Below are 25,240 nucleotides of genomic sequence, written 5' to 3'. Positions count from 1 at the left end.
TAATTTATAGGGTTTTATTCTATGAAGAAAATTATACTGTTAGGTTACATGGGTTGCGGAAAGTCAACTATTGCCAAAGAACTATCAAAAAAAATTGAAATTCCTTTTATCGATTTGGACGAATTTATCGAAAAAAAGGTAAAAATGACTATCAAAACGATATTTGCTGAAAAGGGTGAAATCCATTTTAGAAAGCTAGAACATGAATGTTTTGTAGAATTATTGAATTTTACCAATCCAATTATAATCGGTCTAGGTGGAGGAACTCCTTGTTATGCGAATAACCATGAGTTATTAAAAGGAGAAGATGTATTGTCTATTTACTTAAAAGCATCTATAGAGACCTTAGTGGATAGATTGTCGTTAAATAAGAGCAATAGACCCCTCATAGCAAACAAAGATGATGTCGAGATGAAAGAGTTTATTGCTACCCATTTATTTGAAAGAAGTTATTATTACAATCAAGCGCAGCATATTGTTGCTGTAGATCAAAAAACGATTGAGCAGACTGTAGAAGATATTTTGGTAATTTTAGCTTAACCAGGCATAACTGTTGTTGTCTTGGTCAAATTCTACTTGTACATGCTCTAACAAAGAAGTAGAAAGAGAAATTCCTTTAAAATCAGCTTTTACAGGATATTTTTTATGATTGCGGTCTACTAAGACAGCTGTTTTGAATTTTTTTAATGGCACATCCAAAAAATGTTTTACCGCATAAATTAAGGTTGTGCCTGAATTTAAGACATCATCAATAAGAATCAAACCTTTATTTGCATACTCTTCAGAAGTGATAGAGGTTTTTATGCTAAGTTTTGGATTTTGTTTGTCTATGTAAACTTCGCATAAAATAATTTTTAAACTTGAAATGGTTTCTAATTCCTGAGCAATTTTTTCAGCAAATACATAACCATTTGTAGCAATTCCAGCAAGAACAACTTCTTCTTCGTCTATAAAGGTTTCGTAGATTTGGTAAGCAATTCTTTTTGTTTTGTGTTTGATTTCCTGATCTGTTAATATAATGTTTTTGCTCATGATTTATTTTTTTTACTAATGTAACTAAATTTAAATTCCAATATAAAAAATACCCACTTCCAATTTTAAAACATATGTATAACTTTAGTTTTTTATCTCGAAGTTTTGGAATTTGGGATTTAAAAATTGAAATTTAATCTTCTTCGTCTTCGTGAATTTCGTTTCCAAATTCATCAATATCTCTTCGGTCTTTTTTGGTTGGTCGTCCCGTTCCATTTTTTCGATAATGCTCTTTGGATAATTTTAATAATTCCAAATGCTGATACACTTCCGCAGGAGTGTCATTTCTCCTATAGATATCAACTAGTTTAGCACCCACACGATTTTCGGGAATGTCTAATACCGTAATAATTTGTGTGATTTGATCTTTTCTAAAAGTGATTTTATCCGTTGGAAAAACTTCCTTAGATGGCTTGGCTACTATGCCGTTTACTGTGACATGATTTTTTTTGCAGGCTTCGGTTACCATATTTCGAGTCTTGTAATATCGGACACACCATAAATATTTATCTATTCGCATAAAATTTGTAAAATCAGAGTTAAATAGTTTACAAAAATAAATCAATATTGTATCTTGCGCACTTAAAATTCAGCTATAATGAACAAATTTAAGTATTATTTTATTTTAATAATTACATGCCTCTCTTTATTTTCATGTTCGAAAGACGATAACTCAATTGAAGAAGTGCCTCTTAGAGATTTTGGGGAACAATTTGCAAAAGATAATGATAGTATTGAAAAATATTTAAACAATTATTACATAGAAGAAATAACGGATGCTCCAGGAAAACTAGAAGATCAGGATATTAAAATGACTAAGATTCCAGAGGGAGGAAATCAAGCCCCTTTAATGTCTTATTTAAATAGCCCTACTTTTCCAAAGTTGTTAACAAGAACTATCAAGTTACATGAAATTACATATAAACTTTATTATTTAGTTTTAAGAGAAGGTGTAGGAGAAAAACCTTGTGATGTCGATGGTATATTTGCTACATATAAAGGAACATTGCTTAATGAAACCGTTTTTGGTCAATCTTTTGATCCACAAGGATTATGGAACTTAGATGGTACTGGAGCTAATGGAGTGTTTGTAGAAGGCTGGAGGCAAGTGTTTCCGCAGTTTAGAACAGGAACTTATGATGAATCAGGAAACAATGATGGAACATTAGTTTATAATGATTTTGGAGCAGGAGTAATGTTCTTGCCTTCTGGATTAGGATATTATACTGGAAATAGTTCGATACCAGCGTATACTCCTATAATCTTTAGTTTTAAATTGTATGAGTTAAGGAGATATGATCAGGATAATGATGGAATTCCTTCTTATCTTGAAGATATTAACGGTGATGGTTATGTGAGAACATTACCTGGTGGTGATCCAAATCCTGATGATTCTGATAAAGATGGAGTTCCTGATTATTTAGATATTGATGATGATGGCGATGGTTTTACTACAAGATCGGAAATAACAGTAAATGGAGTTGTAACTCCTTTTGCAACTATTCCGGATTGTAGTGGAGATACAACAACTTCAGGTAGAAAGAGAAAACATTTAGATCCTAGTTGTCACTAGACTAGAAAAGGTCTTATGTAAATAAAAAAATCCCGTCTGGTTCTAAAAAACGAGACGGGATTTTTTTTGTGGAAATTTTTTATTTCTGAATTAACCAATTTTTAAAATCATTAAAAACCTGAGGAGAAACTCCGTGACCTATTGGATATTCATTATAAACCGATTCAATTCCTAAATTAGTTAAAAAAGATTTGGTTTTTCGTGCCCATTCTACTGGAATTACCTGATCTACTGTTCCGTGTGTAGCAAATATTTTTAAATTTGAAAAGTCATTATTTTTATAATTTTCTTCAAATATAGGTTCGCTGATATACCCGCTCAAGGCAATAACTTTTTGCACTTTATCAGGATGTGATAATGCAATCGCTTGACTCAAAATAGCACCTTGGCTAAAGCCTAATAAAGTAATTTGTTCTTTATCAATTGGGTAATTGGCAACCAATTCTTCAATAAATTGAGCGATTAAATCTCTTGATAATTTGGCTTGTTCGTGATCTGAAAATTTGTTTTCATTGGCATCAAAATTAATTGCATACCAGGCATAACTTCCGTATTGTAAATCATAAGGAGCACGAGCCGAAATAACATAATATTCTTCGGGTAATTCAGATGCAAAAGAGAATAAGTCGGCTTCATTGCTGCCATAACCGTGTAATAATAGCAATAAAGGATTTTTGTCTAATTTTATTTTGGGTTCTCTGATGAGGTATTCTAAGGATAGATTCATAGTTAGTGTTCCGTTTTTAGTAGTCAGTAATCAATCCCGAAATTTCGGGATTAGTGATCAGTTTGGAATTTGGAATTTTAGATTTGGATTTTTAAAAATCAAGAGATGCTTTTAAACCATTTTTGATATAAATTACCAACAAGTGGAATTGGTCTTGTTTCCCCTTTTATAGCACTAAAAATACCATAAGACCAAAGTACTGAAACACATATCCACATCGGAGCCGATATCATCATACTATCAAAATTACTGATAATTAAGCCCAGAGAAATAAATGTTAACGTAATCCCTAGTCCTTGACGAATGTGAAAAGAGGCGTAAGGATTCTTGTCTTCGGCATTCATAGACATTGCAATAAAAACACCAATTCCTAAAATATAACTGGTTATTGCTGCTGTTTTTCCTTCTTCAATTGTATTCATGTTTTATGCTAAGATTAGTTTTCCTTGATTTACAATTCCGTATGCTTTTCCTTTTAATTTCATTCCTAAAAAGGCTGAGTTTTTAGATTTTGATAAAATAGCTGTTTTAGTAAAAGTGTTTTCAACTTCAGGATTGAATAAGCTGATATTGGCTTTCGAACCTTCTTTTATTGAGGAACTTTCAATGTTGAAAACCGCTTTTCCAGAAGTTAATTTTTCGATTATTTTTTCTAAAGGCAATACGTTCATCAAAGCGCCAAAAGCACTTTCTAAACCAATAGTTCCATTTTTTGCCATATCAAATTCCATCTTTTTGTGTTCAATATCCATTGGATTATGGTCGCTGGTAATCATGTCGATGGTATTGTCCAGAATTCCGGCTAATAAAGCCTGTCTGTCTTCTTCGGTTCTTAATGGCGGAGCAACTTTATATCTTGTATCAAAATTATCTAATTTTTCATCGGTCAATGTTAGATGATGTACGCTCACACTGCAACTTACCTGCAATCCTTTGGCTTTTGCTTCTTTGATTAAAGCGACCGATTTTGCTGTAGAAATAGTAGGAATGTGCATTTTTCCACCTGTATATTCGAGTAAGAATAAGTTGCGTGCTATTTGTAATTCTTCGGCTAAATTCGGAATTCCTTTCAGTCCTAATCGGGTAGAAACAACGCCTTCATTAGCAACACCATTTCCTTTTATTTTTTCATCCTGGGCAAAAGTAATCACTAAACCATCAAAATCCTGAGTGTATTGCAAGGCAATTTTAAGCAAATTAGCATTGTCTAAACTTTTATTGTAATCGCCAAAAGCAATCGCACCCGCTTGTTTCATGTCAAACAATTCTGCCATGTCTTTTCCTTCTGCATTTTTTGTTAAAGCACCAATAGGGAAAATCTCAGTAGCACTCGAATTGGCTTTGCTTTTTACAAAATTAATTTGAGATTGATTGTCAATTACAGGAAAAGAATTCGGTTGTAAAGCAATACCTGTGAAGCCACTTTTTGCAGCAACAGCGAGTCCATTGGCAATAGTTTCACGGTCTTCAAAACCAGGTTCTCCAAGAGAAACACTGCTGTCAAACCAACCTTGAGAAATATGAAGATTGTCTAGTTTTATTTCTTCTGCATTGTCTGAATTGGCTAATGAATTTCCAATTTTTTCAATGAATCCATCTACTATTAAAATATCTACCGTTTGGTTATGAAAAGGACTTTGAGGGTCGATAATTTTGGCGTTTCGGATGATTAGTTTCATATAAAGAGCAAGTTTTTATTTCAGGAATTTTATAATAGCCATTTCGCATAGTAGGAAGAGCAGTGCAAAGATAACAAACCATTTCCAAAGTTGATTATCCATTCGGTCGGTTTGTATATCATGAAAAACACTTTCAATAGAATCGGCGGTGTTGTATTCGGATAGCAAGTTGTTGTCCAACGGGTTTAGATTGCTTTCAGTTCTATTGTAGTTAAAACTAATGTTTTCTACCCATTGTTTTTGATTGTAAATTTCGAAATTCCCTGCTTCTAAAGGCAAATCGTTAAAAGTCATCTTCACTTTAGCATTCATAATTTGCTGAATAGGAATGAAATTTTCGTTCGAATTTTTAACTTCTAAAATTCCATCTTTCGAAAGCGAAGCATCTACAATAAACGGATTTGAATTACCAATAGTCAGTGCATTTACGCCATTATTTTGATTAAACTGAGCCATTTTATAAAAAACAGGAACAATTAATGGCGATTGTTGAAAGTTAGAATTTTCGGTATTGATAGGTGCAGAAAACAGATAAACTGCCGAAACAGGTGTAATCATAGCCGATAAAAAAGCACTTTGATCATCATAAAATAATGCCGCAGGATTAGAACTTGAAACGGCAAAAGAAGCTTTGGTAGAAGGATATTGGAAATTAGTAATCTTGTTTTCAAAAACGCCAGTAAACAGTGGATGATTGAAATTGATTTTTGTAATTAATTTTTCTACACTTTCATAGGATTTGAATTGGATGTTTCCAAAATTCCTCAAAAAAGAATTTATTGTGGCAATTGAACTTTTAGCCGATGGAATTACAATAAGATTTCCGCCTTTTTGAACAAAATCTTTTAAGGTAATTTGTAATGCTTGCGGAATTTCGTCTAATTCGTTCAAAACAATTCCATCTTGTTTTTCAAGGTTATTGTAGTTTAAAGCAGTTAATTCGGTATTGCTGTAATTGAATTCGTCAGCAGTGTAAATGCGTTGTAGAAATTGACTTTTGGCACTTTCACCAATGCTAATAATATTGGTTTTTTTGACTTTTGAAATACTAAAATAGTAGGTGTTGTCATAACTCAAACTATTGTCAGAAATGGAAACGTAGCCTTGAAATTCTTGCTTAGGAATACTAAAATGCAATGTTTTTTTCGTGCTTTCTATGTTGGAAACTGTTTTTGCAACCAGTTTGTTTTTATTGTAAATAGCTAACGAAATGGATTTTAGATCGTCTCCAAAACGGGATAAGTTCACATTAATATCATAGAAATCATTTGTTGTTTCGTTGATAAAAACGCTGTCGATGGCAACATTGTTTTTTTGTTCCGATTTTGGAATTATAAAATAACTCACATCATTTTTAGAAATATTTTTGAGTTGTTTTTGGTCAATTCCAATAGCATCAGTAATAATGACAATGTCTTTTTTTGCATTTGTAGGATGCGCATTTATTTGGGCTAATACATGATCTAATTCAAACGGAATGGCACTGTATTTTAAATTTTGTAACGTACTTCTAATTGATTTGATATCAGTATTCCAATAACTTTCGGTATTGGTTAACAGAGAAAAATTTTTGTCTTCGGGAGTTGCTTCCAGTAATTCCTGTACGGCTCTTTTTAGTAATTCGCCTTTTTTCCCTTTTGCTTGCATGCTAAAAGAATTGTCAAGAACAATATACATTTCATTAGAACTATTCTTGTTGTCTTTGGCTTCAAAAAAAGGTTGGGTGAAAGCCAAAATAATAAATGTAAGCAACAATAAACGACAAGAAAGTAATAACCATTTTTTAAGTTTCGAACTTTTTCTGGTTTGAATAGTTAATGATTTTAAAAACCGAACATTGGTAAAATATTCTTTTTTAAATCGGCGAAATTGAAACAAATGAACCAAAATAGGTACAATCAATAAGAACAGAAAGTATAAAATTTCGGGATGTTTGAATTGCATTCTTGTTTTTGGTTTTATTTAGTATTCAAAAATAGTTAAAACTATGCACTTAGCTTTTAGCTTCTGAGATTTTTTAACTTAGGATTATATAGATTTAAACAGATTAATTTTTTAAATCGAATTTCCATTCTATTATTCGTTGTAGATTAATATGTATTTTAGCAATTATAAAAATAAGAAAATGAAAAAAGGTCTTCTAATTGCATGTGTGTTGTTGTTTTGTATTCGGGTTCAAGCTCAGGAAAATAAATTGAATTTACTTATTGGAACTTATACTAACAGTTGCGAAAGCAAAGGTATTTATGTCTATGATTTTGACATTGATACTGCTGAATTTAATTTTAAAAATGCTTCTTCTTCGGTTGTTAGTCCTAGTTATTTAACGGTTTCTAATGACAATCAATTTGTATATGCTGTTAATGAAAATGGTGCTAATAGTTCAGTAAGTTCTTTTAAATTTGATGCAAAAAGTGGCGTAATAAACCTCATGAATCAGCAAGATTCTAAAGGAGCAGATCCTTGTTATATTATTAATGACGAAAAAAATGTTATTGTTGCTAATTATTCTGGAGGAAATATTGCTGTTTTTGGAAAGAATGAAGATGGAAGTATAACAGAAGCTAAACAGGTAATTCAGCATTTTGGTAAAGGAATAAATGTAGAAAGACAAGAGAAACCACATGTTCACATGGTTTATTTTTCACCGGATAAAAAGTTTGTTTTAGCTAATGATTTAGGAAACGACAAGGTGTATTCTTATCATTATGATTCCAATTCAACAAATGAACCTTTGCGAATTTTGGATAGTATTGCTGTGAAATCAGGTAGTGGTCCAAGACATTTAACCTTCAGTAAGGACGGAAAAAAGGTTTATTTATTGCAAGAATTAGATGGCAGTTTGACTACATTTAATTATTTAGATGGGAAATTAAAGAAAATAGGCGAAACCACTATTTTGGCAAAAGGTTTCAAGGGAACTTTTAGTTCAGCTGATATTCATATCTCGCCTGACGGGAAATTTTTATATGCTTCGAATAGAGGAGAAGCGAATACTATTTCTATTTTTAAAATTAAAAAGAATGGTAAGTTGGAGTCATTAGGACAAACGAGTACATTGGGTCAAGGGCCACGAAATTTTGCGATTGATCCTTCGGGGAATTTTCTTTTGGTTGCTCATCAATATTCGAATGATGTAGTCATTTTTAAAAGAGATAAGACAACAGGGGAATTAACTGATACAGGAAAAAGAATTTATTTGTGCTCTCCTGTTTGTTTGGTTTTTACTAAAGTATAAAGCCATTAAAACTTTATTATTTAAATTAAAAAAGGAATAATGAATCTAGCATTAAATCAGTTTTTGAAACATTCAAATAAATTGGGGGATAATTCTGTTGATCAATTATTAGAAGTTTGGAAAAAACATAAAATAATTAAGGTCAAAGAATTATTGTTGGATTTTAATCAACTCGAGTCTAATTTGTATTTTGTAAAAGAAGGTTGTGTTCGATTGTTTGTGATAGATAAAAATGGGGAACAAATAACCATGGGTTTTGCTTATGAAAATTCACTGATTACCTGTTTCCAGACTTTCATTGAAGGAAAACCATCTTCCATTAGTATTGAAGCTGTTTTGGATACAGAGCTTGTGGCAGTTAATAAAACAGATTTAATGCAATTGATTCATCGAAATTCTGAAATTGCTTTATGGTATCAATCTATGTTGGAAATCACTCTCACAGGACATATACAACGTCAGGTCGAATTATTAACGCTAAAACCTCAAGAACGATATGCCGTTTTTATGAGTAGGAGTGGTCATTTACTGAATAGAATTCCGTTAAAATTGATTGCTTCTTATTTGATGATGAAACCCGAAACATTAAGTAGGATTAGAGCTAAAATTTCTTGATTTGAATCAAGAAGAGTTTCTTCTTTTTATTTCAAATTTGTGATTGTGAAATATAAACATCATAAATTATGAAATTAGCTCAAGGACAAAAAGCACCTTTGTTTATTGTAAAAGACATTTTTGGAAACACAATAGATTTTAATAATATAGAGAATAAAAAAATTGTTTTAAGTTTTTTTAGATATGCAGAATGTCCAATGTGTAATTTGCAAATAGCTAAAATTATGCAGCAAAAAGAGAATTTTGAAAAACATAACTTAAAATTAATTACTGTTTTCGAATCTTCAGCAGAAAGTTTGAAAGCGAGTATTTATGATAGACATGCTTTTAATTTTACAATAATTGCAGATATAAATCGGGAATTGTATGAATTATATGGAGTGCATCCATCTTGGTTGCATACTATAAATACATTCTCATTAAAAACAATTCTAAATTTAAAAGAAGCTTTTAAAAAAGGATTTGAAATTATGGGGAGAATAGAGGGGACAATCAATCAAATTCCTGCTGATTTTATTATAAATGAGGATAAAACTATTCTAATGGCTCATTATGGAAATAGTATTATTGATCATCTTTCTTTAGAAAAAATATTTAAAAGTGTTTGATGCAAAAAAGCCTAAACATGAACTTCATCTTTAGGCTTTTTTTTACTAGTTATTTCTTTTTCTTCTTTTTAGCAGCTTGTTTTTTTAGCATGTTTCTATTAACAGAGCCATGCGTTTTTTTCTTGGTTACACCAGGTCCACCCAAATTGACTTTTTTGTTCTTTTTACTTTTTTCTTGAAAAGCTCCATCTCCTGTCAATTTTGGTTTTTTCATTAAAATCTTAATAGGCTGTCTGTCTTTTTCAGGTCCAATTAATTTTATAGAAATCTCCACTTCTTCAGGGAAATCTTCAATTGCTAATTCGGTATTCATTAGCACTTCAATCTCAACTTTTGATTCTTCTTCTCTTGGAGTAACAAAACTAATAGCTGTACCCGTAGCATCGGCACGACCCGTACGACCAATACGGTGCATGTACAATTCTGGTTCTTCGGGCATTTCAAAATTGACAACATGAGTAATATTCGAAATATCCAAACCTCTGGCCATAATATCCGTGGTAATCAAACCACGAAGTGCTCCTTCCTGAAACGAAGCCATTGTATTCAAACGGTAATTTTGAGATTTATTAGAGTGTATTACACCAAATTGCCCTTCAAAATCTTCTTCGATAGACTCATGAAGCATATCGGAAATCTTTTTATTATTGACAAAAATCAAAACCCGACTCATGTCTTCGTTGGTTGCTAATAAATGTTTTAGCAAATTGACTTTGGTGTTGAAATTAGGAACGTTATAAGTAATTTGTTTGATTTTTTCTAATGGAGTTCCGGATGCTGCCAAAGTTACTTCTTCTGGATAATCGAAATAATCGTTCAAAATAGCATCAACTTCATCGGTCATCGTAGCCGAAAATAAAATATTCTGACGTTTTTTAGGCATCATTGCTAACAAGGCCGTAAGCTGAACTCTAAAACCTAAGTTCAACATTTCGTCAAATTCGTCAATGACTAACTTTTGCATGTCTTCAAAACGAACCACATTGTCTAGGGCTAAATCCATTGTTCTACCTGGAGTTCCTACAAGAATGTCTGAACCTTCATAAACCGATTTTTTTTGAGTATTGATGTTTACGCCTCCAAAGATTCCGATAGTTCTAATAGACATAAACTGAGTTAGTTTCTCTATTTCTTCTACAACCTGAACTACAAGTTCTCTGGTAGGAACTAAAACGACAATTTTCGGGGTATGTGTAATGCTAAATTTGTATTGTTTTAATAGAGGTAATAAGTAGGCAAAGGTTTTACCTGTACCTGTTTGTGCAATTCCCATCATATCTCTTCCAGACATAATTACAGAAAAAGATTTCTCCTGAATGGGAGTTGGGGTAGTAATCCCTAATTCATCGATTGCTTTTTGTAATGATTTAGGAAGATTGAATTGCTCGAAAGTAGCCATAAAACGTATATTTTGTGCAAAGGTACGTTATTTCAAACTAATGATAATAAGACTTGTTATTTGGAGTTCTATATATTCGTTTTTTTTATAATCAGCGTTACATTCAATGGACAATTTGTTATTCCACAGCTTTTTTAATAATTACTGATGATAAATTTTGATACTGCATCTTTTGTTAGAAAACTATGTAAAAGTATCGGTTTTTCGTTGGAATTAATTACCTTTTTTAATGCAACCAAATCCTTTTTATTTAAAGAGGAACTAAGTGGAAAATGAATATAATTCATTGAATAATCGGAAAGGATTTTTTTCTCTTTTACAATCCACTGCTGGTTATCCGTTACATTATTGTCGAGCAGCGAAACTACTGTTTTGAAATAACCGTTGAGAACAAACATCATAAATTCATCATCAGTTGGGTATGGTGTTAAGTAAACGCCTTCTTCCAGTTTAAAATAATCTCCTCTTGTCCAGGTAGGTAATTCTTCTATTTTACGAATAGTTGTGTTTTTTTCTAACTTTGTTATGACTCCGAATTTTTTAACGGCGGATTTAAAAATATTTATCCTGTCACGCCCAAGATAGCAATGCACATAATAAAGTCCTTTTTCATTTTGAATAAACTTTTTTGCACTTTGGAGTGTTTTTCCATTTTCAGATACCCATGGCATCATTGGTAAATTAATGATCTTAATACCATATTTTTTTGCAAGTTTATTTTCTTCATTCATCAAAGCGGGTTCTGCTGGAATTACCTTTTTGTGTAGCAATGAAATGATACCGTCATAGCCTTCTTCCTTAAGCCATTTTATCCTTTCTTCATCTGGATAGGAACCATAAACAAATTCCAAATGTTGATTTTTATCAACTTTGTTTTTTGTTGAATTTCTACCAGAATAGCTTATTAGCCATTGGGGATTAAAACTAAAAATGTAGAATGAAGTTATTAGAATCAGCGTTGCTGTTCCTAATAAAAACCATTTTAAGGTTTTGTTTTTTGAACGTTTTAAAAATCTATGGAAGAGAAGTGTTAATAAGAAAGCAACAATTATATAAACGATGATAATCAGCTTTCCTAAAATATTTTCTTTAGATAATTCCATATTTGTTGAATGAGCATATTCAGCCAGCCATTTTGAAGGTCCGGCTAATAATACCCATAATCCCAAAGGAAATCCAATACACAACCAAAGATATAAGAATAAGATTATTGATTTAATTGGATTTTGATTCTTCATTACCATATTAATTTAGAAGACTTATTATTTTTGGTACAAATATAATTAAGCCTATAATTAAGGCAGTAAAAGCAGCAATAAGCACGCCAGTGGCGGCAAGATCTTTTGATTTTCCTATTTTATCTCGTTTTTCTAACGATACTTCATCTGCTAAAAACTCAATCGAAGAGTTAAAGGCTTCAGCAGCAAACACAAATCCGCAAACAATAAATAATAAAGCCCATTCTTCTTTGGATATTTGAAAGAAAAAACCAGCTATTGTTACTGCGATTAATGAAAAAAGATGAATTCTGGAATTGTGTTCAAAACGAAACAACCAAACAAAACCCTTAAATGCGTACCTAAAACTCTCTAACCGTTTTTTAAAAGAGAAAGGTTCTTCAACTTTATTTTTTATTTTGTGTTCCATTGTTAATTTCTATTAAAAAAAAGGAATGATTGTCTGTTATTTATCATGATCCTACAATATTTTTAATTCCTAGTCTGTTGAATAAAATTTTTTTTTCAATCAATTATAAAAGACTATGGACAATAAAAAAAAATAGATAAAATTACATCTAAAAGGTTTAGAACATAATTTTACTTGAATTTTAAATCCCAAGAAAGGATAAATGAATAAATCCAGAAATAATTATCAGGATTAAAAATTATTTCCTGATGCGCAATCTCAAATTGTGCTCCCCAAGCATTTTTTTCTTTAGCTGTTGTAAAGAAATAGCCGATATTTAAACGTTGTGTTTTTAAATTGATAATGGATGCGTCATTGGTATCAAATATAAATTGGTTAACCTCTGGAGAAACTCCCGTACTGAACAAAAGGCTGATATAATTATCGGCGTTTTGACGGTATTTTCTATAATTCAATGCTGCTGAAGTGCTTACTCCTTCGTCGTTAGGAGTAAAATAAGGACGTAAAGACCAATAACTGTTTCCTGTGTACCAACCAATAGATCCGGTGTAAATATTTGTTGTTTTGCTGTATTGAAGTGTTCTAAATCCAGCAGAAATTTCTAAACTATGTGGTAATGATTTGTATAATTCAGCGCCATATCTTAAATCAGGAAACAGAAAAGTATTGGCAAAACCTACATTTACATAAGCATATAATCCTTTTGTAATTTTAGGATACATATCGATTTCTACCTGAGTTCCATTTTCATTAAAACGACGGTTGAAGTTCAGTTTACCAATAATGCTTCCGTATTTTGTTTTTTTACCATAACTCAATGTATGATATTGCATGGGATCAAATACTTCAGAATATAAATCTACAGCCGTTCTTACTCCAATAGTATTTGTTCGTAGTGTATTTTCATCGCTTTTTAAAAAATCTTTAGCTTCTTGGTTTTCTGGGTGTTTTTTAATAATTTCTTTGACTGTACTTTGTGCTTCAATTGGATTATTAGTGTTTTTTAATGCGGTGGCTTTTAATAAAGTAATTTCGGGATTGTTTGGGAAAATTTTCAAAGCTGTTTTAGACATTTCTAAAGCATCATAATTTGCGCCACTCCAAGATTCATTTTTAATGGCGGCAATCCAGTTTTCTATGTTTTCAGGTGCTTTTTCAATAACGTAAGCAAACTCTTTTCGGGCTTTTTTGTAATCGCCGTCCCAGGCATAAGTTGATCCTAGAAAACTACGAATATCATGATAGTCAGGATATTTTTTTAAGATATTTACTAAGGTGTCTTGTGCTTGTTTTCTTTGCTCATTAAAAGCCAGTTTTCGCGCGGTTTCAAATGAAACATCCGGATCTCCATTGTAGGGTAAGACTTGTCCTTGCATTTGAAAGAAGCAAGTCAATGTAAATAGTATTGTTAATTTGATAATGGATTTGCTTATCATTATTTTAATTCTTTTTGAGTTGATGTATGGCTATTATTGATGTTCATTTTTTAATTATTACTCATCCCTTTTCGGGTCATCTCGCCCCATTTGATTTTTTTGTTAAAATAATAATCAAAATTTCCTTTTATTGCCGCATACAAAATAAAAGGATGATTCAATATAGGCTCTGTAAAAGCAGTTTTTATAAGCTGTAATCCCATCCCTCTTTTAGTGTATTGGTGGTACGTTAATTCTTCAGTTATGATGGTAATGATAGAAAATAATACGGTAAAAAGATAGGCTAAAATAAGAAATACTATGGCATATTCCCAAACTACATTATTTGTCACAACAAGTAATGAAAAATAGAGTAGACCTAGAACTTCTAAGATAGGAGCTAATCTTTCGAAGAAAAACCAATACGGATAACTAAGTATTCCTAATGAATTGTATTTAGGGTTAAATCCAATTTTTCTGTGTTTTTTAAGTGTTTCAATTGTACCGCGAGTCCATCGGTTTCTTTGTGAAATAAGTATTTTATAATTGTCAGGAGCTTCTGTCCAGCAAAGAGGATCAGGAATAAAAGCTACCTTGTATTTTATTTTTTGTTCTTCCATGTGGCGTCTCATTCGTACTATGATTTCCATGTCTTCGCCTACTGTTTTAGTGTCGTAACCGCCTACTTCAAGGGCAATTTTTTTATCAAATAAACCAAAAGCTCCTGAGATAACTAACAATCCATTGAGTTTACTCCATGCCATTCGACCCAATAGAAAAGCTCTTATATATTCTAAAATTTGTCCTCTTACAATACTGTTTTTTGGAAAATTGACATCAAGTAATTTTCCGTCTTTTATGATACAAGAATTTGCAATTCTAATTACCCCACCAGCAGCAATTACTTTATGGTCTGTGGTTTCCAGGAAAGGTTTTATCATTTTTTGCAATGAATCTTCGAGTAATAAACAGTCAACATCAATACAGGCAACATATTTATTAGTGCTAATATTTAAGCCTAAATTTAGTGCATCGGCTTTTCCTCCATTTTCCTTATCCACTACAATTAATTTCTCAAAAGCAGGATTAGTAGATTTAAAAACACCTTTTCTTAATGGTTGGGTTGCAATTTGGTTGTTAATTAAATAATCTACTTTTATCAAATCATAAGCAGTAATCAGTTTTTCTAAAGTATCGTCTTTACTGCCATCGTTTATTATAATTACATCGTAGTTTACATAATGATTAGAAAGCAAGGAACGTACGTTTTCTACAATATTCAAACTTTCATTGTATGCTGGAGCAATAATAGAAATAGAAGGAGAAATAGAGGAAGATAATATCTCGGTATAATTTACAAAACTATTTTTCTTCATATAATCTACCATTTCGAAAGAAGATATTATTGCCAAAATAATATAAGACAATATAGCAGCTATGGCAAAACCAAAAAAGATATAATCAAAAAAGTTGATAAGTTGTTCTGGTAAATTTAGAGTCATAATTAACTGGCTATAATTAAATCATTATCAAGTGTAAAATCAGGAAGCGTGGTGTTGACTTTAAAAGTATTATCATCATCAACAGTAATAAGGTTCATGGTTTTCATTACTGAAATCCGAATGAAAAAATTTTCGTGTTCTATATGTTCTCGAATAAACGGAATATCATCAGGCATTGCCATTTCTTCCATCATTTTAAAAAAAGCAATTTGCTCGTCTAAACTTCTGGTAAAATAATCTTCTTTTAAAATGGCAACTGCTTCATAAATTCCTAAAGGAACAACAGCATTAATGGCTTCGATTCTAATTTCGATATTTGGATGATTAAAAAGATCCATAACTTCATCTTTAACACTAAATTGATTGTATATTTTGGCTAATTTTAGTGTAAAGGAAATAACCGAATTGTTTGTAGAACGCAACCAATTATTCATGTCTGGAACTTCTAGATTATTGAATTTGTTTAAAATTTCTAATAATTGAATTTGATCCCATTCTGACAGTGGATTTTCTAAAACGTTTAAAAACTTAAGTCCATCAAAACGGAATAATTTGACTAAGTATTTTTGAATTTCATTACGAACTTCTTTTTTAGGATGATTAATTAGTTGAATAATTTCGTCATGAGCTTCTTTAATTTCAAATAATGTTAGCTCTTTAATAGCGCGAGCTACGCTGTCCCACTTTTTACTTTTTAGTTTAGAAGTGGCTGAATTAATAAGTCCGGTTTGGTAATATAAATTCTGAATCGCATCGGCAGTTTCTCCTGAAATTTCATTTTTCAATTTTAAAAAAGTGGCTATTATAAGTTTTCTTTTTAGTCTGTTTTCAGCAGATTTTTTTAAATAATGTACAATTTTTTGTTGCTCTTCAGTGATGTTTTTATCATCGCCTCCATATAAATATTCTATAAGATCAGATTCGTATTTCTTTTTATAAGTAGCTTCTATACGTCCTTTTATTCTTAAACGGTCTCTAAGATTTTTTAAATAAATAACCAATAGTAATATTATTGCTGTAAAAAGCAACGACATATAAACACACAATTGGATAATTGGATGAGAATTATTTAATGCTTCAATACTATTTTGAAGTAATTCTAACATAACAGTTGTTTTATAGCTTTACTGCAACAACCTTTTGATACGAATAATTAATTCGTTAGGACTAAAAGGTTTGCTCATAAAATCGGTGGCACCCAAATTAAAAGCACTTAAAACCATTTCTTCCTGACCTGCAGAAGAAAATACAACAATAGGAGTTTTCATTTCTAACTTGTTTCTAACATGGCTGATAACTTCAAGTCCACTAATGAAAGGCATCATAATATCAGTAAGAATCATGTCGGGCTTGTTCTCTTCAATTAGATCAACGGCCTCTTTACCATTGGTAGCTATTAAGAGTTGATAACCTTCTTTTTCTAATTTGAATTGTAGCAATTTTGAAAGGATAGTGTTATCCTCAGCCAGAACAATTTTTTTTGAAAGATTCATTTTTCTTGTAGGTTATTAATTTTTGTAATTTAGGGTACTTTACAAGATAAAAGTAATGAATAAATTCAATAACATCGATTAAGTGCTTAAAAAAGTCGATAAAATGCACTTTTTGTGTTAATTTTGGATAAAAGTATTACAGGATAAATATTTTGTTTTCTTTTAATGTGAGAATAATTAGAAGCCTTCAAATACTCCTAGCCCAAAAAGAGCAAAATCATATTTTACAGGATCAGTGGAATCAAATTCTCTAAGTTTAGAATCCAATTCGAAAAGCGCCTTTCCGTCATTTTGCTTGCGAGTCAGTAAGCCTAATTTTCGAGCTACATTTCCCGAATGAACATCTAACGGACAAGAAAGAAAAGCAGGAGGAATAGTTTTCCAAATCCCTAAATCGACTCCTTTATTATCTTGGCGACACATCCATCGCAAGTACATGTTGATTCTCTTAGCCGCCGAATTATTCAATGGATCTGAAATGTGCTTTTGTGTTCGGGCTAAATGTGGAATATCAAAAAAGGTTTTTTTAAATTCAGAAATGCTTTTTTGCATCGAATTTGTTTCTTGATGTTTAGCAAAAAGGGCTTCTAAACCATCATGATTTTTATAGATGTTTTGTAAACTTTTAATGAAGCCAATGAAATCCTGACCATTAAAAGTACGATGTACAAAAGTTTCTAACCGTACCAAATCTTCATCAGAATGCGACATCACAAAATCATAAGGAGTGTTTCCCATTAATTCCATCATGCGATGGCTGTTTTTGATAATCATTTTTCGGTTGCCCCAAGCGATAGTAGCACTCAAAAAACCAGCAATTTCAATGTCTTCTTTTTGTGTGAACAAATGTGGAATTTGCACAGGATCACTTTCTATAAAATCAAGTGTGTTGTATTGCAATACTTTTTCGTCAAGAAAATCTTTGAGTTCGGATTGAGTCATATTTGTTGAAATTCGAAAATGCTACGATATTAAGATTCTAAATTTTTAAAAAAACTGTTGGCTTATTAGAATCTTAGCAACTTAGTCTCTTTTAAGAGCTAATTTGTCCATCAACCATTACCAGTTTTCTATCAGCCATATTGGCTAATTCTTCATTATGAGTTACAATAACAAAAGTTTGTCCAAATTCATCTCTTAATTTAAAAAATAATTGGTGTAAGTTTTCTGCCGAAGCAGTATCCAAATTCCCTGAAGGTTCGTCGGCAAAAATGACGGCTGGTTTGTTAATTAAAGCTCTGGCAACCGCCACACGTTGTTGTTCACCACCAGAAAGTTCGTTGGGTTTATGATTAATTCGATGAGAAAGACCAAGATAAGTTAATAATTTTATAGCTTCCTCTTCGGTTTCTTTTTTTGATTTATTAGCTATAAATGCTGGAATACATACATTTTCAAGCGCAGTGAATTCAGGTAATAACTGATGGAATTGAAAAATGAAACCTAAATTTAGATTTCTGAATTTAGATAAATTTTTGTCATTCATAGACAAAATGTCTTCATTATTGATTCGAAGTTCAATTCCGTTTTTAAGATTTACTTCCCCTTTAGGGGCGGGGGTATTCGGACTGTCTAATGTGCCTAAAATTTGTAAAAGTGTTGTTTTCCCTGCTCCAGAAGCACCTACAATAGATACAATTTCTCCTTTTTGGATGTGTAAATCTACTCCTTTTAAAACATGAAGTTGGTCGTAATATTTATGTAAGTTTTTGGCTTGTATCATGGTGAGCAGTTTTTACAAAGAAACAAAGATTTTAATGATTATAAAATCAGAAAAAGCATATTTTTAGACTAAAAAGCATAAATTTGAGTTAATAGAAATAGCTACTGTTCTTTAAAGAATGGTTTTTGTAGTGGTAAAAACGGTTTAAAAAAAATATTATGAAAAAAGAAGAAATGATAGAAGTAGCAACATTTGCTGGTGGATGTTTTTGGTGTACCGAGGCGGTTTTTTTAGAATTAAAAGGAGTGCAAAGTGTTGTTTCTGGTTATATAGGAGGAAACACGGTGAATCCTACATATAAAGAAATTTGTCAAGGCGATACAGGTCATGCCGAAGCTATTCAAATTAGTTTTGATCCAGCGGTAATTTCTTTTGGAGAATTATTAGAATTGTTTTTTGCAACTCATGATCCTACTACTTTAAACCGTCAGGGAAATGATGTAGGTACACAATATCGAAGTGAAATTTTCTACCATAATGATCAACAACGAGAAATTTCGGAAGATTTTATTAGTTTTTTAACGCAAGAAGCTGTTTTTGAAAAACCAATTGTTACCAAAGTTTCTGCCGCTTCTACTTTTTATGAAGCTGAAGATTATCATAAAAATTATTACAATCAAAACAAATCGCAAGGCTATTGTTCTTTAGTAATTACTCCTAAAATTAATAAAGTTAGAACCTATTTCAAGGATAAGTTAAAACAAGAGTAGTTTTATACGTTAACAAATATCAAGAATGGAAAATCGCTACAAAAAGCTTTTGTTAGGAATTATTTTCGATGGCATCGGAATGCTATCGTTTACGATTCCTTTTTTAGGCGAATTTTCAGATGTAGTTTGGGCTCCAGTAGCTGGTTTTCTAATGACCAGAATGTATAAAGGAACCATAGGGAAAATAGGAGGAATTATTGCGTTTGTTGAAGAACTTTTTCCTCTGACGGATATTATTCCGTCCTTTACACTAACCTGGATTTATTATTATATTATAAAAAAAGGAAATTAAATTATTTAGTTTTTTGTTCTTTAAATACAAATCCCAATCCTATTCTTCGAAGCATTTTTTTAGAAAATGGGAAAAAGAACTTTGATTGACCAAAAAGATAACCAATAAACATTAACAAGAAAGGGTATAGCGGAAGTACCAAAACAATTAAGATAAAATAGTAAAGAGACCAATGTGTGTTTTCTCTATTTATATTTAAAAGATTCATTAGAAAACTAGAGATTCTGGCGGACAAAGAACCATTTATAGCAAAAACTATAAAAATAATTACTAAATCATAATTAGAAGTTATTCCCCAACGTCTTTTTAATTTCTCCATGTTCACTTTTGATGATAACAAATATAACAAGATTATCTCAGAGGAACACGACCAAAAAGTCTTTGACGGTAATTATTTTGAAAATAAATCATGTAGTTGTATATCAAATAATTTACTTCATATCCGTAATTAATATTTGGATTATAATCAATACTCATTTCATATAAATCTCTGCTGAAACGTTGCGGTTGTAAAAAACGATTATTCCATTCGTTGATGTAAAATTGGTTTTTAGTTTCCAGATAACTTTGGGTGTAAAAACCTCTTGGATGCGCCATGGAATTGAGCCAGGTAGAAAAACCAGGATCAATAATAATTACTTCATATTCTACTTCTTCATTGACAATTTTGATAGTGTCACTGCTGGTTGAATTTAGAGTTTTGTCTTTTACAATAGTTGCTTTTTGAGTAGTGCAACTAATTAAAATGAGACCTAGAATTAATGTTAATATATACAGGTTATTTTTCATGGCAAGAGTTAGTTTGACTTAAAATTACGGATTAAATAGCTGATTTTATGTTTTTGCAAAAAAAATGCCATTTATCTTTTCAATAAATGGCATTAGCGATAAAATAGTTTTTTGTTTTTATTTTCCAAAAAGTTTCCCCAGCATACCGCCTAATCCACCTTTTTTAGTGAGTTCAATAGCATCATCAAGATCTACTTTTCCATCTGCATTTTGATCCAGTCCAAAATGAATTCCGTAAGTAGAAATAGCTTCCATGATTCCAGCATTTTCTGGACTATCGCCACCAGTTAAAGAACTAAGGATATCAGAAAGGTTTAAACTATTATCTTTTGGATCATTAGCTTTTGTTATTAAAGAACCTAAAATTTGCGGAATCATTGCTGTTACAGCACTGGTAGCTGTTGCTGAATTGATTCCTAGCTTTTCGGTTAAAGAATTAGATACTTGATTTGTAATTTCTTTTACTGTTGGGTTGTTTTTATCAATATCCTTGCCTTGTAAAATGCCTGCTATTTGAGATAAATCAGCTTGAGTTGCTATTTTTTGTAAACTTGAAAAAATAGAATTGCTGGTTTCTTTTAGAACTGCCTCATTTTTTTCGTTTGGAATTGCCTCGTTTTTTACAACTGCATCTGCACCAAATTCCTGTACTAATTGTGATAATTGTGCTAACATGAGATTTGTTTTATATGATTGGTTACCAAATTTAATAAAAAAAGGACTCATTAGCTATTTGCCATGAGTCCTTTTTTTTATTATATAAACTTTATTTAGCTTAACAAACTAATAATTTGTGATGCTAATTCAGTTCCAATTCTGTCTTGCGCTTCTCCTGTTGCAGCTCCAATGTGTGGAGTCAAAGAGATATTTGGGTGCATTAAAAGTTGTGTAGCTGGAGTTGGTTCGTTTTCGAAAACATCTAATCCTGCAAAAGCAACTTTTCCGCTGTCTAAAGCTTTAACTAAATCTACTTCGTTAATAACTCCACCACGTGCACAGTTTACAATACCTACACCGTCTTTCATAGTAGCAAACTCTTTTTCAGTTACAATGTAACCGTTTTGAGCAGGAACGTGTAATGTAATGAAATCAGCTTCTTGAAATAAAGATTCTAATGATTGAGGAACGATAGTAGTAGTTACTGATTGTCCGTCAAAGAATTCTACTTTAACATCTACTGAAGGAATAAAACTATCAGCAGCAATCACTTTCATACCTAAACCAAGAGCCATTTTAGCAGTAGCCTGACCAATACGACCAATACCTACAATACCTAAAGTTTTTCCTCTTAATTCAGTACCGTTACCGTAAGCTTTTTTCAAGTCATTAAACTTAGTGTCTCCTTCTAAAGGCATGTTTCTGTTAGAATCATGCAAGAAACGAACACCAGATAATAAATGAGCAAAAACTAATTCAGCTACAGATTCTGATGAAGAAGCAGGAGTATTGATTACGTGAATTCCTTTGCTTTTAGCATAATCCACATCAATATTATCCATACCTACACCACCACGACCGATGATTTTAATGCCCGGACAAGCATCAATAATGTCCTTACGAACTTTAGTCGCACTACGAACAAGAATAACGCTTACGTTATTTTCGTTAATGTAGTTCGCTACTTGTTCTTGAGCAACTTTTGTAGTGATTACTTCAAAACCACCTTTTTCTAAAGCTAAGATTCCACTTTTTGAAATCCCGTCGTTTGCTAATACTTTCATGTTTTTTTATTACATTACGAGGTTTTATCCTCAAATTAATTGAATGGTTTAGAAGCTATTTCCCGCTATCCGTTTCAATCTTGTGTCGGCGTAGATGCCTGCCTCCACAAGGATTTCCACTTCTATCGGGGCTAGAGCCTCTGCTAGCATTTTAAAATAAAATTCCAATACTGAAATTCCAAATCCCAACCTATTTAGGTTATACAAAATCCATAATCTATATAGTTCCCCTTCGGGGTTTAGGGGGATTTAAACTGCTTTTTCCAAAGCTTGCATCGTATCTACTAAAACTTGTACGCTTTCAATTGGCATAGAGTTATAGATAGATGCTCTGTAACCACCTACAGAACGGTGTCCTGGTAAACCAGAAATTCCAGCCTCTTTCCACATTTTGTCAAATGTTTCAGTGTGCTCAGGATTAGTCAATAAGAAAGTAACATTCATATTAGAACGATCTTCCTCAACAGCAGCTCCTTTAAATAATGGGTTTCTGTCAATTTCGTTGTAAAGCAATGCTGCTTTAGCGTTGTTTAGTTTTTCAACCGCTGCAATTCCGCCTTTTTCCTTGATCCATCTCAATGTCAATAGAGACGCGTACACAGGGAAAACAGGAGGAGTGTTGAACATACTATCCGCCTTAACGTGTTTGGCATAATCCAACATACTTGGAATAGCACGACCGTTTTTACCGATGATTTCTTCTTTAATAACTACTAATGTAGCTCCTGCAGGTCCCATATTTTTTTGAGCACCAGCATAAATAATATCAAATTGAGAAAAATCCAATTGTCTAGAGAAAATATCCGAACTCATATCGCATACTAATGGAACATTAGTTTGAGGAAATGATTTCATTTGAGTACCAAAAATAGTATTGTTAGAAGTACAGTGGAAATAATCTGCATCAGCAGGAATTTCGTATCCTTTTGGTACATAAGTATAATTGTCATCTTTTGAAGAAGCTACAATAACTGTTTCTCCAAAAAGTTTTGCTTCTTTAATAGCTGCAGTAGCCCAGGTTCCTGAATCTAAATAAGCTGCTTTTCCACCTTCTTTCATCAAGTTATAAGGAACCATCAAAAATTCAAGGCTTGCTCCACCTCCAAGAAAAAGAGCTTGGTATCCTTTTCCTTCTAATCCTAGCAACTCAAGAGCCAAAGCTCTAGCTTCGTCCATTACTGCAACAAAGTCTTTGCTACGGTGTGAAATCTCTAAAATTGATAATCCTGAATTATTGAAGTCTAAAATAGCTTGTGCTGATTTTTCAAAAACTTCTTGTGGTAAGATAGATGGTCCTGCGCTGTAGTTGTGTTTTTTCATGGTGTAGTTTAAGTCCAAAAAATTAAAATGCAAATTTCGGTAATAGGAGTTGAATAAGCATTAAATTATTCATAATAATTATTAAATTTTTTTCTATGTTATTAACAAAAACGATATAGTATCAATATTATCCGCATAATCCCATAATTTAGGCTGTTGCGTCTGTCCAAATGAAACACTGTTTTTTATTAAATTATTGCTCACAATACATTGGATATTGTCGGCTTCAGCTTCTAGTTTTTTTTCTAAATCTGAAAGGTTTTCATAATATTCGTAAAAGACACTAGAAATTGGAGAAGCATGGCTGCTGTCTTCTTTTATAGTTAGAAAACCATTGTCTAGTAATTTAAAGTTACTCATCAGGAAAACCGCCTTATTGTAATCATAATTATTAGCGTACTTTTCATAATGAATCACATTCTGGTATTCGAATATAGCTTCAAAAAAGGAATCAAATGTATATCCTTTTGGAACAAAAAGTTTAGAAACATTGCGGCATCCTAAACCGAAATACCTAAAAATATCTTCGCCTAAAGCAATTAATTGTTCTTTGCTTTCTTCGCCGTTTAAAACAGCAATAGAATTTCGGCTTTTTCGAATAATAGAAGGCTTGTCTTTAAAATAATATTCAAAATAACGGGCTGTGTTGTTGCTTCCAGTAGCAATTACAGCATCAAAATTTTCTAATTTCCCTTCGCTAAAAGTAATCTTGTTTTCTAACTCTGGAGCAATATGAATTAGGTATTTTGCAAGAAAAGGAAGCAAATGTTGGTCGTTTGATGAAGTTTTAATTAAAACATCATGTCCTGTTATTAAAACAGACAGAAAATCATGAAAACCGACTAATGGAATATTTCCAGCTAATATCAGTGCAATTTTTTTAGGTTGTACGTTGTCAAAATTGTATTTCGATAACCATTCATTTAGGTTTTCTTCGGTTAAGGCTTCTGCCCAAGATTGAATAGCATAATGCACTTGTTCAGGAGTGTACCAGCCATTGTGCGATTGAGAAAGTTGAATCAAATCAACAAAAGAATCAAAAAAAATAGCATTGCCTAAAACACCTTCTTTTTGGAGGTTTTCGGCTTCGGAAAATTGGCTCAAAAACTTTCCTAATTCTATAAAAATATTTTTTTTGTTTTCTAATGTCATAATGTTTGTTTATGAAATGTTTTGATTGTAATTTTGCACAAAAGTAAGATTTAATAAATCGAAAGTCAAAAGTCTTATGTCAAATGTTTTTTTGACGATCAAGATTTTTACTTTAAAAACACAAACACAGAACAAAATGGCAATTATCATAACAGACGAATGTATCAACTGTGGTGCATGTGAACCAGAATGCCCAAATACAGCAATCTATGAAGGTGCTGACGATTGGAGATATAAAGATGGTACAAAATTAAGTGGAACTGTAATTCTTCCTGATGGAACTGAAGTGGATGCTGAAGAAGCTCAAACTCCAATTTCTGATGAAGTATATTATATTGTGCCAGGAAAATGTACAGAGTGTAAAGGGTTTCATGATGAGCCTCAATGTGCTGCTGTATGTCCTGTAGATTGTTGTATTCCAGATGATAATCATGTTGAGGATGAAGAAACTTTGTTAAACAGACAATCTTTCTTGCACAACGAATAAGAATATATTTGAATTAAAATTTTAAAAATCCTAAGCAATAGTTTAGGATTTTTTTTGTCCTAATTGGAAAAAATGAAAAACAAGAAAGCTTGACTAAACCACTCTGCACTGAAAGTGC

At 31.8% G+C, this 25,240-nt stretch carries 29 protein-coding genes; 8 read left to right on the top strand and 21 right to left on the bottom strand.

Going from position 1 to position 25,240, the window contains the following annotated elements:
• The first annotated feature begins 21 nt into the window (after window positions 1-21).
• Entirely contained in the window at window positions 22-540 is a 519-nt protein-coding gene (locus AAGV33_RS10065; RefSeq protein ID WP_373391870.1) for a shikimate kinase, read from the top strand.
• Here AAGV33_RS10065 and AAGV33_RS10060 read toward each other — a convergent pair.
• Both AAGV33_RS10060 and AAGV33_RS10055 read right to left on the bottom strand, forming a co-directional pair.
• Complete coding sequence (locus AAGV33_RS10060; RefSeq protein WP_373391868.1) at window positions 532-1,032, bottom strand: phosphoribosyltransferase family protein; 501 nt, start codon at window positions 1,030-1,032, stop codon at window positions 532-534. The two genes, AAGV33_RS10065 and AAGV33_RS10060, sit on opposite strands and share 9 nt — an antisense overlap.
• A gap of 133 nt (window positions 1,033-1,165) precedes the next feature.
• Window positions 1,166-1,552, bottom strand: a complete 387-nt coding sequence (locus AAGV33_RS10055) for an RNA-binding S4 domain-containing protein (protein WP_373391866.1) — start codon at window positions 1,550-1,552, stop codon at window positions 1,166-1,168.
• A gap of 78 nt (window positions 1,553-1,630) precedes the next feature.
• Here AAGV33_RS10055 and AAGV33_RS10050 point away from each other — a divergent pair, with 78 nt between their 5' ends.
• Complete coding sequence (locus tag AAGV33_RS10050) at window positions 1,631-2,605, top strand: FKBP-type peptidyl-prolyl cis-trans isomerase (protein WP_373391865.1); 975 nt, start codon at window positions 1,631-1,633, stop codon at window positions 2,603-2,605.
• A gap of 79 nt (window positions 2,606-2,684) precedes the next feature.
• Here the strand turns inward: AAGV33_RS10050 and AAGV33_RS10045 are convergent, their stop codons facing one another.
• From AAGV33_RS10045 to AAGV33_RS10030, 4 genes are all read right to left on the bottom strand, one after another.
• Window positions 2,685-3,332 carry an alpha/beta hydrolase gene (locus AAGV33_RS10045; protein WP_373391863.1) on the bottom strand — a complete coding sequence of 216 codons (648 nt, stop codon included), beginning with the start codon at window positions 3,330-3,332 and terminating at the stop codon, window positions 2,685-2,687.
• A 98-nt stretch (window positions 3,333-3,430) separates the two neighbouring features.
• Window positions 3,431-3,754, bottom strand: a complete 324-nt coding sequence (locus AAGV33_RS10040; RefSeq protein ID WP_373391862.1) for a hypothetical protein — start codon at window positions 3,752-3,754, stop codon at window positions 3,431-3,433.
• A gap of 3 nt (window positions 3,755-3,757) precedes the next feature.
• Complete coding sequence (locus AAGV33_RS10035; protein WP_373391861.1) at window positions 3,758-5,011, bottom strand: dihydroorotase; 1,254 nt, start codon at window positions 5,009-5,011, stop codon at window positions 3,758-3,760.
• 15 nt (window positions 5,012-5,026) lie between these two features.
• Window positions 5,027-6,955, bottom strand: a complete 1,929-nt coding sequence (locus AAGV33_RS10030) for a vWA domain-containing protein (protein WP_373391860.1) — start codon at window positions 6,953-6,955, stop codon at window positions 5,027-5,029.
• A gap of 181 nt (window positions 6,956-7,136) precedes the next feature.
• Between AAGV33_RS10030 and AAGV33_RS10025 the strand changes: the two genes are divergently transcribed.
• The 3 genes from AAGV33_RS10025 (at window position 7,137) to AAGV33_RS10015 (ending at window position 9,472) form a co-directional block, all read left to right on the top strand.
• Window positions 7,137-8,249, top strand: coding sequence for a lactonase family protein (locus AAGV33_RS10025; RefSeq protein WP_373391859.1), 1,113 nt, complete (start codon window positions 7,137-7,139; stop codon window positions 8,247-8,249).
• A 39-nt stretch (window positions 8,250-8,288) separates the two neighbouring features.
• Complete coding sequence (locus tag AAGV33_RS10020) at window positions 8,289-8,864, top strand: Crp/Fnr family transcriptional regulator (RefSeq protein WP_373391858.1); 576 nt, start codon at window positions 8,289-8,291, stop codon at window positions 8,862-8,864.
• Between the two features lie 68 nt (window positions 8,865-8,932).
• The gene (locus AAGV33_RS10015; RefSeq protein WP_373391857.1) at window positions 8,933-9,472 is read left to right on the top strand and encodes a redoxin domain-containing protein; all 540 of its coding nucleotides are present in this window, start codon (window positions 8,933-8,935) and stop codon (window positions 9,470-9,472) included.
• Window positions 9,473-9,521: 49 nt separating this feature from the next.
• Here AAGV33_RS10015 and AAGV33_RS10010 read toward each other — a convergent pair whose 3' ends face one another.
• The 9 genes from AAGV33_RS10010 to AAGV33_RS09970 all read right to left on the bottom strand — a co-directional run bounded on the left by AAGV33_RS10010 (window position 9,522) and on the right by AAGV33_RS09970 (window position 18,651).
• Window positions 9,522-10,871, bottom strand: a complete 1,350-nt coding sequence (locus tag AAGV33_RS10010; RefSeq protein ID WP_373391856.1) for a DEAD/DEAH box helicase — start codon at window positions 10,869-10,871, stop codon at window positions 9,522-9,524.
• Between the two features lie 134 nt (window positions 10,872-11,005).
• Entirely contained in the window at window positions 11,006-12,109 is a 1,104-nt protein-coding gene (locus tag AAGV33_RS10005) for a hypothetical protein (RefSeq protein WP_373391855.1), read from the bottom strand.
• Window positions 12,110-12,116: 7 nt separating this feature from the next.
• Window positions 12,117-12,518, bottom strand: coding sequence for a diacylglycerol kinase (locus AAGV33_RS10000; RefSeq protein ID WP_373391854.1), 402 nt, complete (start codon window positions 12,516-12,518; stop codon window positions 12,117-12,119).
• 170 nt (window positions 12,519-12,688) lie between these two features.
• Complete coding sequence (locus AAGV33_RS09995; RefSeq protein WP_373391852.1) at window positions 12,689-13,954, bottom strand: YaiO family outer membrane beta-barrel protein; 1,266 nt, start codon at window positions 13,952-13,954, stop codon at window positions 12,689-12,691.
• 50 nt (window positions 13,955-14,004) lie between these two features.
• Window positions 14,005-15,435, bottom strand: coding sequence for a glycosyltransferase family 2 protein (locus AAGV33_RS09990; protein WP_373391851.1), 1,431 nt, complete (start codon window positions 15,433-15,435; stop codon window positions 14,005-14,007).
• A 2-nt stretch (window positions 15,436-15,437) separates the two neighbouring features.
• Window positions 15,438-16,541 (bottom strand): hypothetical protein, encoded by a 1,104-nt coding sequence (locus AAGV33_RS09985; protein WP_373391850.1) that lies wholly within the window; start codon window positions 16,539-16,541, stop codon window positions 15,438-15,440.
• Window positions 16,542-16,559: 18 nt separating this feature from the next.
• Window positions 16,560-16,928, bottom strand: a complete 369-nt coding sequence (locus tag AAGV33_RS09980) for a response regulator transcription factor (protein ID WP_373391849.1) — start codon at window positions 16,926-16,928, stop codon at window positions 16,560-16,562.
• Window positions 16,929-17,105: 177 nt separating this feature from the next.
• Complete coding sequence (locus AAGV33_RS09975) at window positions 17,106-17,870, bottom strand: TIGR02757 family protein (protein WP_373391848.1); 765 nt, start codon at window positions 17,868-17,870, stop codon at window positions 17,106-17,108.
• A 91-nt stretch (window positions 17,871-17,961) separates the two neighbouring features.
• Window positions 17,962-18,651: an ABC transporter ATP-binding protein gene (locus AAGV33_RS09970; RefSeq protein ID WP_373391846.1), complete on the bottom strand. Its 690-nt coding sequence runs from the start codon at window positions 18,649-18,651 to the stop codon at window positions 17,962-17,964.
• A 158-nt stretch (window positions 18,652-18,809) separates the two neighbouring features.
• Between AAGV33_RS09970 and msrA the strand changes: the two genes are divergently transcribed.
• Together msrA and AAGV33_RS09960 are read left to right on the top strand one after the other, a co-directional pair.
• Window positions 18,810-19,361, top strand: coding sequence for a peptide-methionine (S)-S-oxide reductase MsrA (gene msrA, locus AAGV33_RS09965; RefSeq protein WP_373391845.1), 552 nt, complete (start codon window positions 18,810-18,812; stop codon window positions 19,359-19,361).
• Window positions 19,362-19,386: 25 nt separating this feature from the next.
• A complete protein-coding gene (locus tag AAGV33_RS09960) occupies window positions 19,387-19,653 on the top strand; it encodes a hypothetical protein (RefSeq protein ID WP_373391844.1) in 267 nt (88 codons plus the stop codon).
• A gap of 1 nt (window position 19,654) precedes the next feature.
• Here AAGV33_RS09960 and AAGV33_RS09955 read toward each other — a convergent pair whose 3' ends face one another.
• The 6 genes from AAGV33_RS09955 to AAGV33_RS09930 all read right to left on the bottom strand — a co-directional run bounded on the left by AAGV33_RS09955 (window position 19,655) and on the right by AAGV33_RS09930 (window position 24,635).
• On the bottom strand, window positions 19,655-19,972 hold the full coding sequence (locus AAGV33_RS09955; RefSeq protein WP_373391843.1) for a DUF6787 family protein: 318 nt from the start codon (window positions 19,970-19,972) through the stop codon (window positions 19,655-19,657).
• Between the two features lie 32 nt (window positions 19,973-20,004).
• Window positions 20,005-20,442, bottom strand: a complete 438-nt coding sequence (locus tag AAGV33_RS09950) for a DUF6146 family protein (RefSeq protein ID WP_373391841.1) — start codon at window positions 20,440-20,442, stop codon at window positions 20,005-20,007.
• 117 nt (window positions 20,443-20,559) lie between these two features.
• Complete coding sequence (locus AAGV33_RS09945; protein ID WP_373391840.1) at window positions 20,560-21,117, bottom strand: hypothetical protein; 558 nt, start codon at window positions 21,115-21,117, stop codon at window positions 20,560-20,562.
• A gap of 95 nt (window positions 21,118-21,212) precedes the next feature.
• Window positions 21,213-22,163 (bottom strand): D-2-hydroxyacid dehydrogenase, encoded by a 951-nt coding sequence (locus AAGV33_RS09940; RefSeq protein WP_373391838.1) that lies wholly within the window; start codon window positions 22,161-22,163, stop codon window positions 21,213-21,215.
• Window positions 22,164-22,412: 249 nt separating this feature from the next.
• Window positions 22,413-23,483: a 3-phosphoserine/phosphohydroxythreonine transaminase gene (gene serC / locus AAGV33_RS09935; RefSeq protein ID WP_373391837.1), complete on the bottom strand. Its 1,071-nt coding sequence runs from the start codon at window positions 23,481-23,483 to the stop codon at window positions 22,413-22,415.
• A 93-nt stretch (window positions 23,484-23,576) separates the two neighbouring features.
• Window positions 23,577-24,635: an acyl-CoA reductase gene (locus AAGV33_RS09930; RefSeq protein WP_373391836.1), complete on the bottom strand. Its 1,059-nt coding sequence runs from the start codon at window positions 24,633-24,635 to the stop codon at window positions 23,577-23,579.
• 76 nt (window positions 24,636-24,711) lie between these two features.
• Here AAGV33_RS09930 and AAGV33_RS09925 point away from each other — a divergent pair, with 76 nt between their 5' ends.
• Complete coding sequence (locus tag AAGV33_RS09925) at window positions 24,712-25,122, top strand: 4Fe-4S binding protein (protein ID WP_373391835.1); 411 nt, start codon at window positions 24,712-24,714, stop codon at window positions 25,120-25,122.
• The last annotated feature ends 118 nt before the right edge of the window (window positions 25,123-25,240 follow it).

The sequence above is a fragment of the Flavobacterium magnesitis genome (genome assembly GCF_041729735.1).
Classification (GTDB): domain Bacteria; phylum Bacteroidota; class Bacteroidia; order Flavobacteriales; family Flavobacteriaceae; genus Flavobacterium; species Flavobacterium magnesitis.
Note: the sequence above shows the minus strand (reverse complement) of the source record. Positions and strands in the feature narration are given on the sequence as shown.

What these genes read in the sequence shown, in the direction of transcription:
- AAGV33_RS10050 (WP_373391865.1), top strand. Translation starts at nt 1,631, where the DNA reads ATGAACAAATTTAAGTATTATTTTATTTTAATAATTACATGCCTCTCT.
- AAGV33_RS10040 (WP_373391862.1), bottom strand. Translation starts at nt 3,754, where the DNA reads ATGAATACAATTGAAGAAGGAAAAACAGCAGCAATAACCAGTTATATT.
- AAGV33_RS10055 (WP_373391866.1), bottom strand. Translation starts at nt 1,552, where the DNA reads ATGCGAATAGATAAATATTTATGGTGTGTCCGATATTACAAGACTCGA.
- AAGV33_RS09960 (WP_373391844.1), top strand. Translation starts at nt 19,387, where the DNA reads ATGGAAAATCGCTACAAAAAGCTTTTGTTAGGAATTATTTTCGATGGC.
- AAGV33_RS09945 (WP_373391840.1), bottom strand. Translation starts at nt 21,117, where the DNA reads ATGTTAGCACAATTATCACAATTAGTACAGGAATTTGGTGCAGATGCA.
- AAGV33_RS10045 (WP_373391863.1), bottom strand. Translation starts at nt 3,332, where the DNA reads ATGAATCTATCCTTAGAATACCTCATCAGAGAACCCAAAATAAAATTA.
- AAGV33_RS09990 (WP_373391851.1), bottom strand. Translation starts at nt 15,435, where the DNA reads ATGACTCTAAATTTACCAGAACAACTTATCAACTTTTTTGATTATATC.
- serC (WP_373391837.1), bottom strand. Translation starts at nt 23,483, where the DNA reads ATGAAAAAACACAACTACAGCGCAGGACCATCTATCTTACCACAAGAA.
- AAGV33_RS10020 (WP_373391858.1), top strand. Translation starts at nt 8,289, where the DNA reads ATGAATCTAGCATTAAATCAGTTTTTGAAACATTCAAATAAATTGGGG.
- AAGV33_RS10010 (WP_373391856.1), bottom strand. Translation starts at nt 10,871, where the DNA reads ATGGCTACTTTCGAGCAATTCAATCTTCCTAAATCATTACAAAAAGCA.
- AAGV33_RS09930 (WP_373391836.1), bottom strand. Translation starts at nt 24,635, where the DNA reads ATGACATTAGAAAACAAAAAAAATATTTTTATAGAATTAGGAAAGTTT.
- AAGV33_RS09985 (WP_373391850.1), bottom strand. Translation starts at nt 16,541, where the DNA reads ATGTTAGAATTACTTCAAAATAGTATTGAAGCATTAAATAATTCTCAT.
- AAGV33_RS10025 (WP_373391859.1), top strand. Translation starts at nt 7,137, where the DNA reads ATGAAAAAAGGTCTTCTAATTGCATGTGTGTTGTTGTTTTGTATTCGG.
- AAGV33_RS10065 (WP_373391870.1), top strand. Translation starts at nt 22, where the DNA reads ATGAAGAAAATTATACTGTTAGGTTACATGGGTTGCGGAAAGTCAACT.
- AAGV33_RS09955 (WP_373391843.1), bottom strand. Translation starts at nt 19,972, where the DNA reads ATGGAGAAATTAAAAAGACGTTGGGGAATAACTTCTAATTATGATTTA.
- AAGV33_RS09995 (WP_373391852.1), bottom strand. Translation starts at nt 13,954, where the DNA reads ATGATAAGCAAATCCATTATCAAATTAACAATACTATTTACATTGACT.
- AAGV33_RS09925 (WP_373391835.1), top strand. Translation starts at nt 24,712, where the DNA reads ATGTCAAATGTTTTTTTGACGATCAAGATTTTTACTTTAAAAACACAA.
- AAGV33_RS09980 (WP_373391849.1), bottom strand. Translation starts at nt 16,928, where the DNA reads ATGAATCTTTCAAAAAAAATTGTTCTGGCTGAGGATAACACTATCCTT.
- AAGV33_RS09970 (WP_373391846.1), bottom strand. Translation starts at nt 18,651, where the DNA reads ATGATACAAGCCAAAAACTTACATAAATATTACGACCAACTTCATGTT.
- AAGV33_RS09950 (WP_373391841.1), bottom strand. Translation starts at nt 20,442, where the DNA reads ATGAAAAATAACCTGTATATATTAACATTAATTCTAGGTCTCATTTTA.
- AAGV33_RS09940 (WP_373391838.1), bottom strand. Translation starts at nt 22,163, where the DNA reads ATGAAAGTATTAGCAAACGACGGGATTTCAAAAAGTGGAATCTTAGCT.
- AAGV33_RS10015 (WP_373391857.1), top strand. Translation starts at nt 8,933, where the DNA reads ATGAAATTAGCTCAAGGACAAAAAGCACCTTTGTTTATTGTAAAAGAC.
- AAGV33_RS09975 (WP_373391848.1), bottom strand. Translation starts at nt 17,870, where the DNA reads ATGACTCAATCCGAACTCAAAGATTTTCTTGACGAAAAAGTATTGCAA.
- AAGV33_RS10000 (WP_373391854.1), bottom strand. Translation starts at nt 12,518, where the DNA reads ATGGAACACAAAATAAAAAATAAAGTTGAAGAACCTTTCTCTTTTAAA.
- AAGV33_RS10005 (WP_373391855.1), bottom strand. Translation starts at nt 12,109, where the DNA reads ATGAAGAATCAAAATCCAATTAAATCAATAATCTTATTCTTATATCTT.
- AAGV33_RS10035 (WP_373391861.1), bottom strand. Translation starts at nt 5,011, where the DNA reads ATGAAACTAATCATCCGAAACGCCAAAATTATCGACCCTCAAAGTCCT.
- msrA (WP_373391845.1), top strand. Translation starts at nt 18,810, where the DNA reads ATGAAAAAAGAAGAAATGATAGAAGTAGCAACATTTGCTGGTGGATGT.
- AAGV33_RS10060 (WP_373391868.1), bottom strand. Translation starts at nt 1,032, where the DNA reads ATGAGCAAAAACATTATATTAACAGATCAGGAAATCAAACACAAAACA.
- AAGV33_RS10030 (WP_373391860.1), bottom strand. Translation starts at nt 6,955, where the DNA reads ATGCAATTCAAACATCCCGAAATTTTATACTTTCTGTTCTTATTGATT.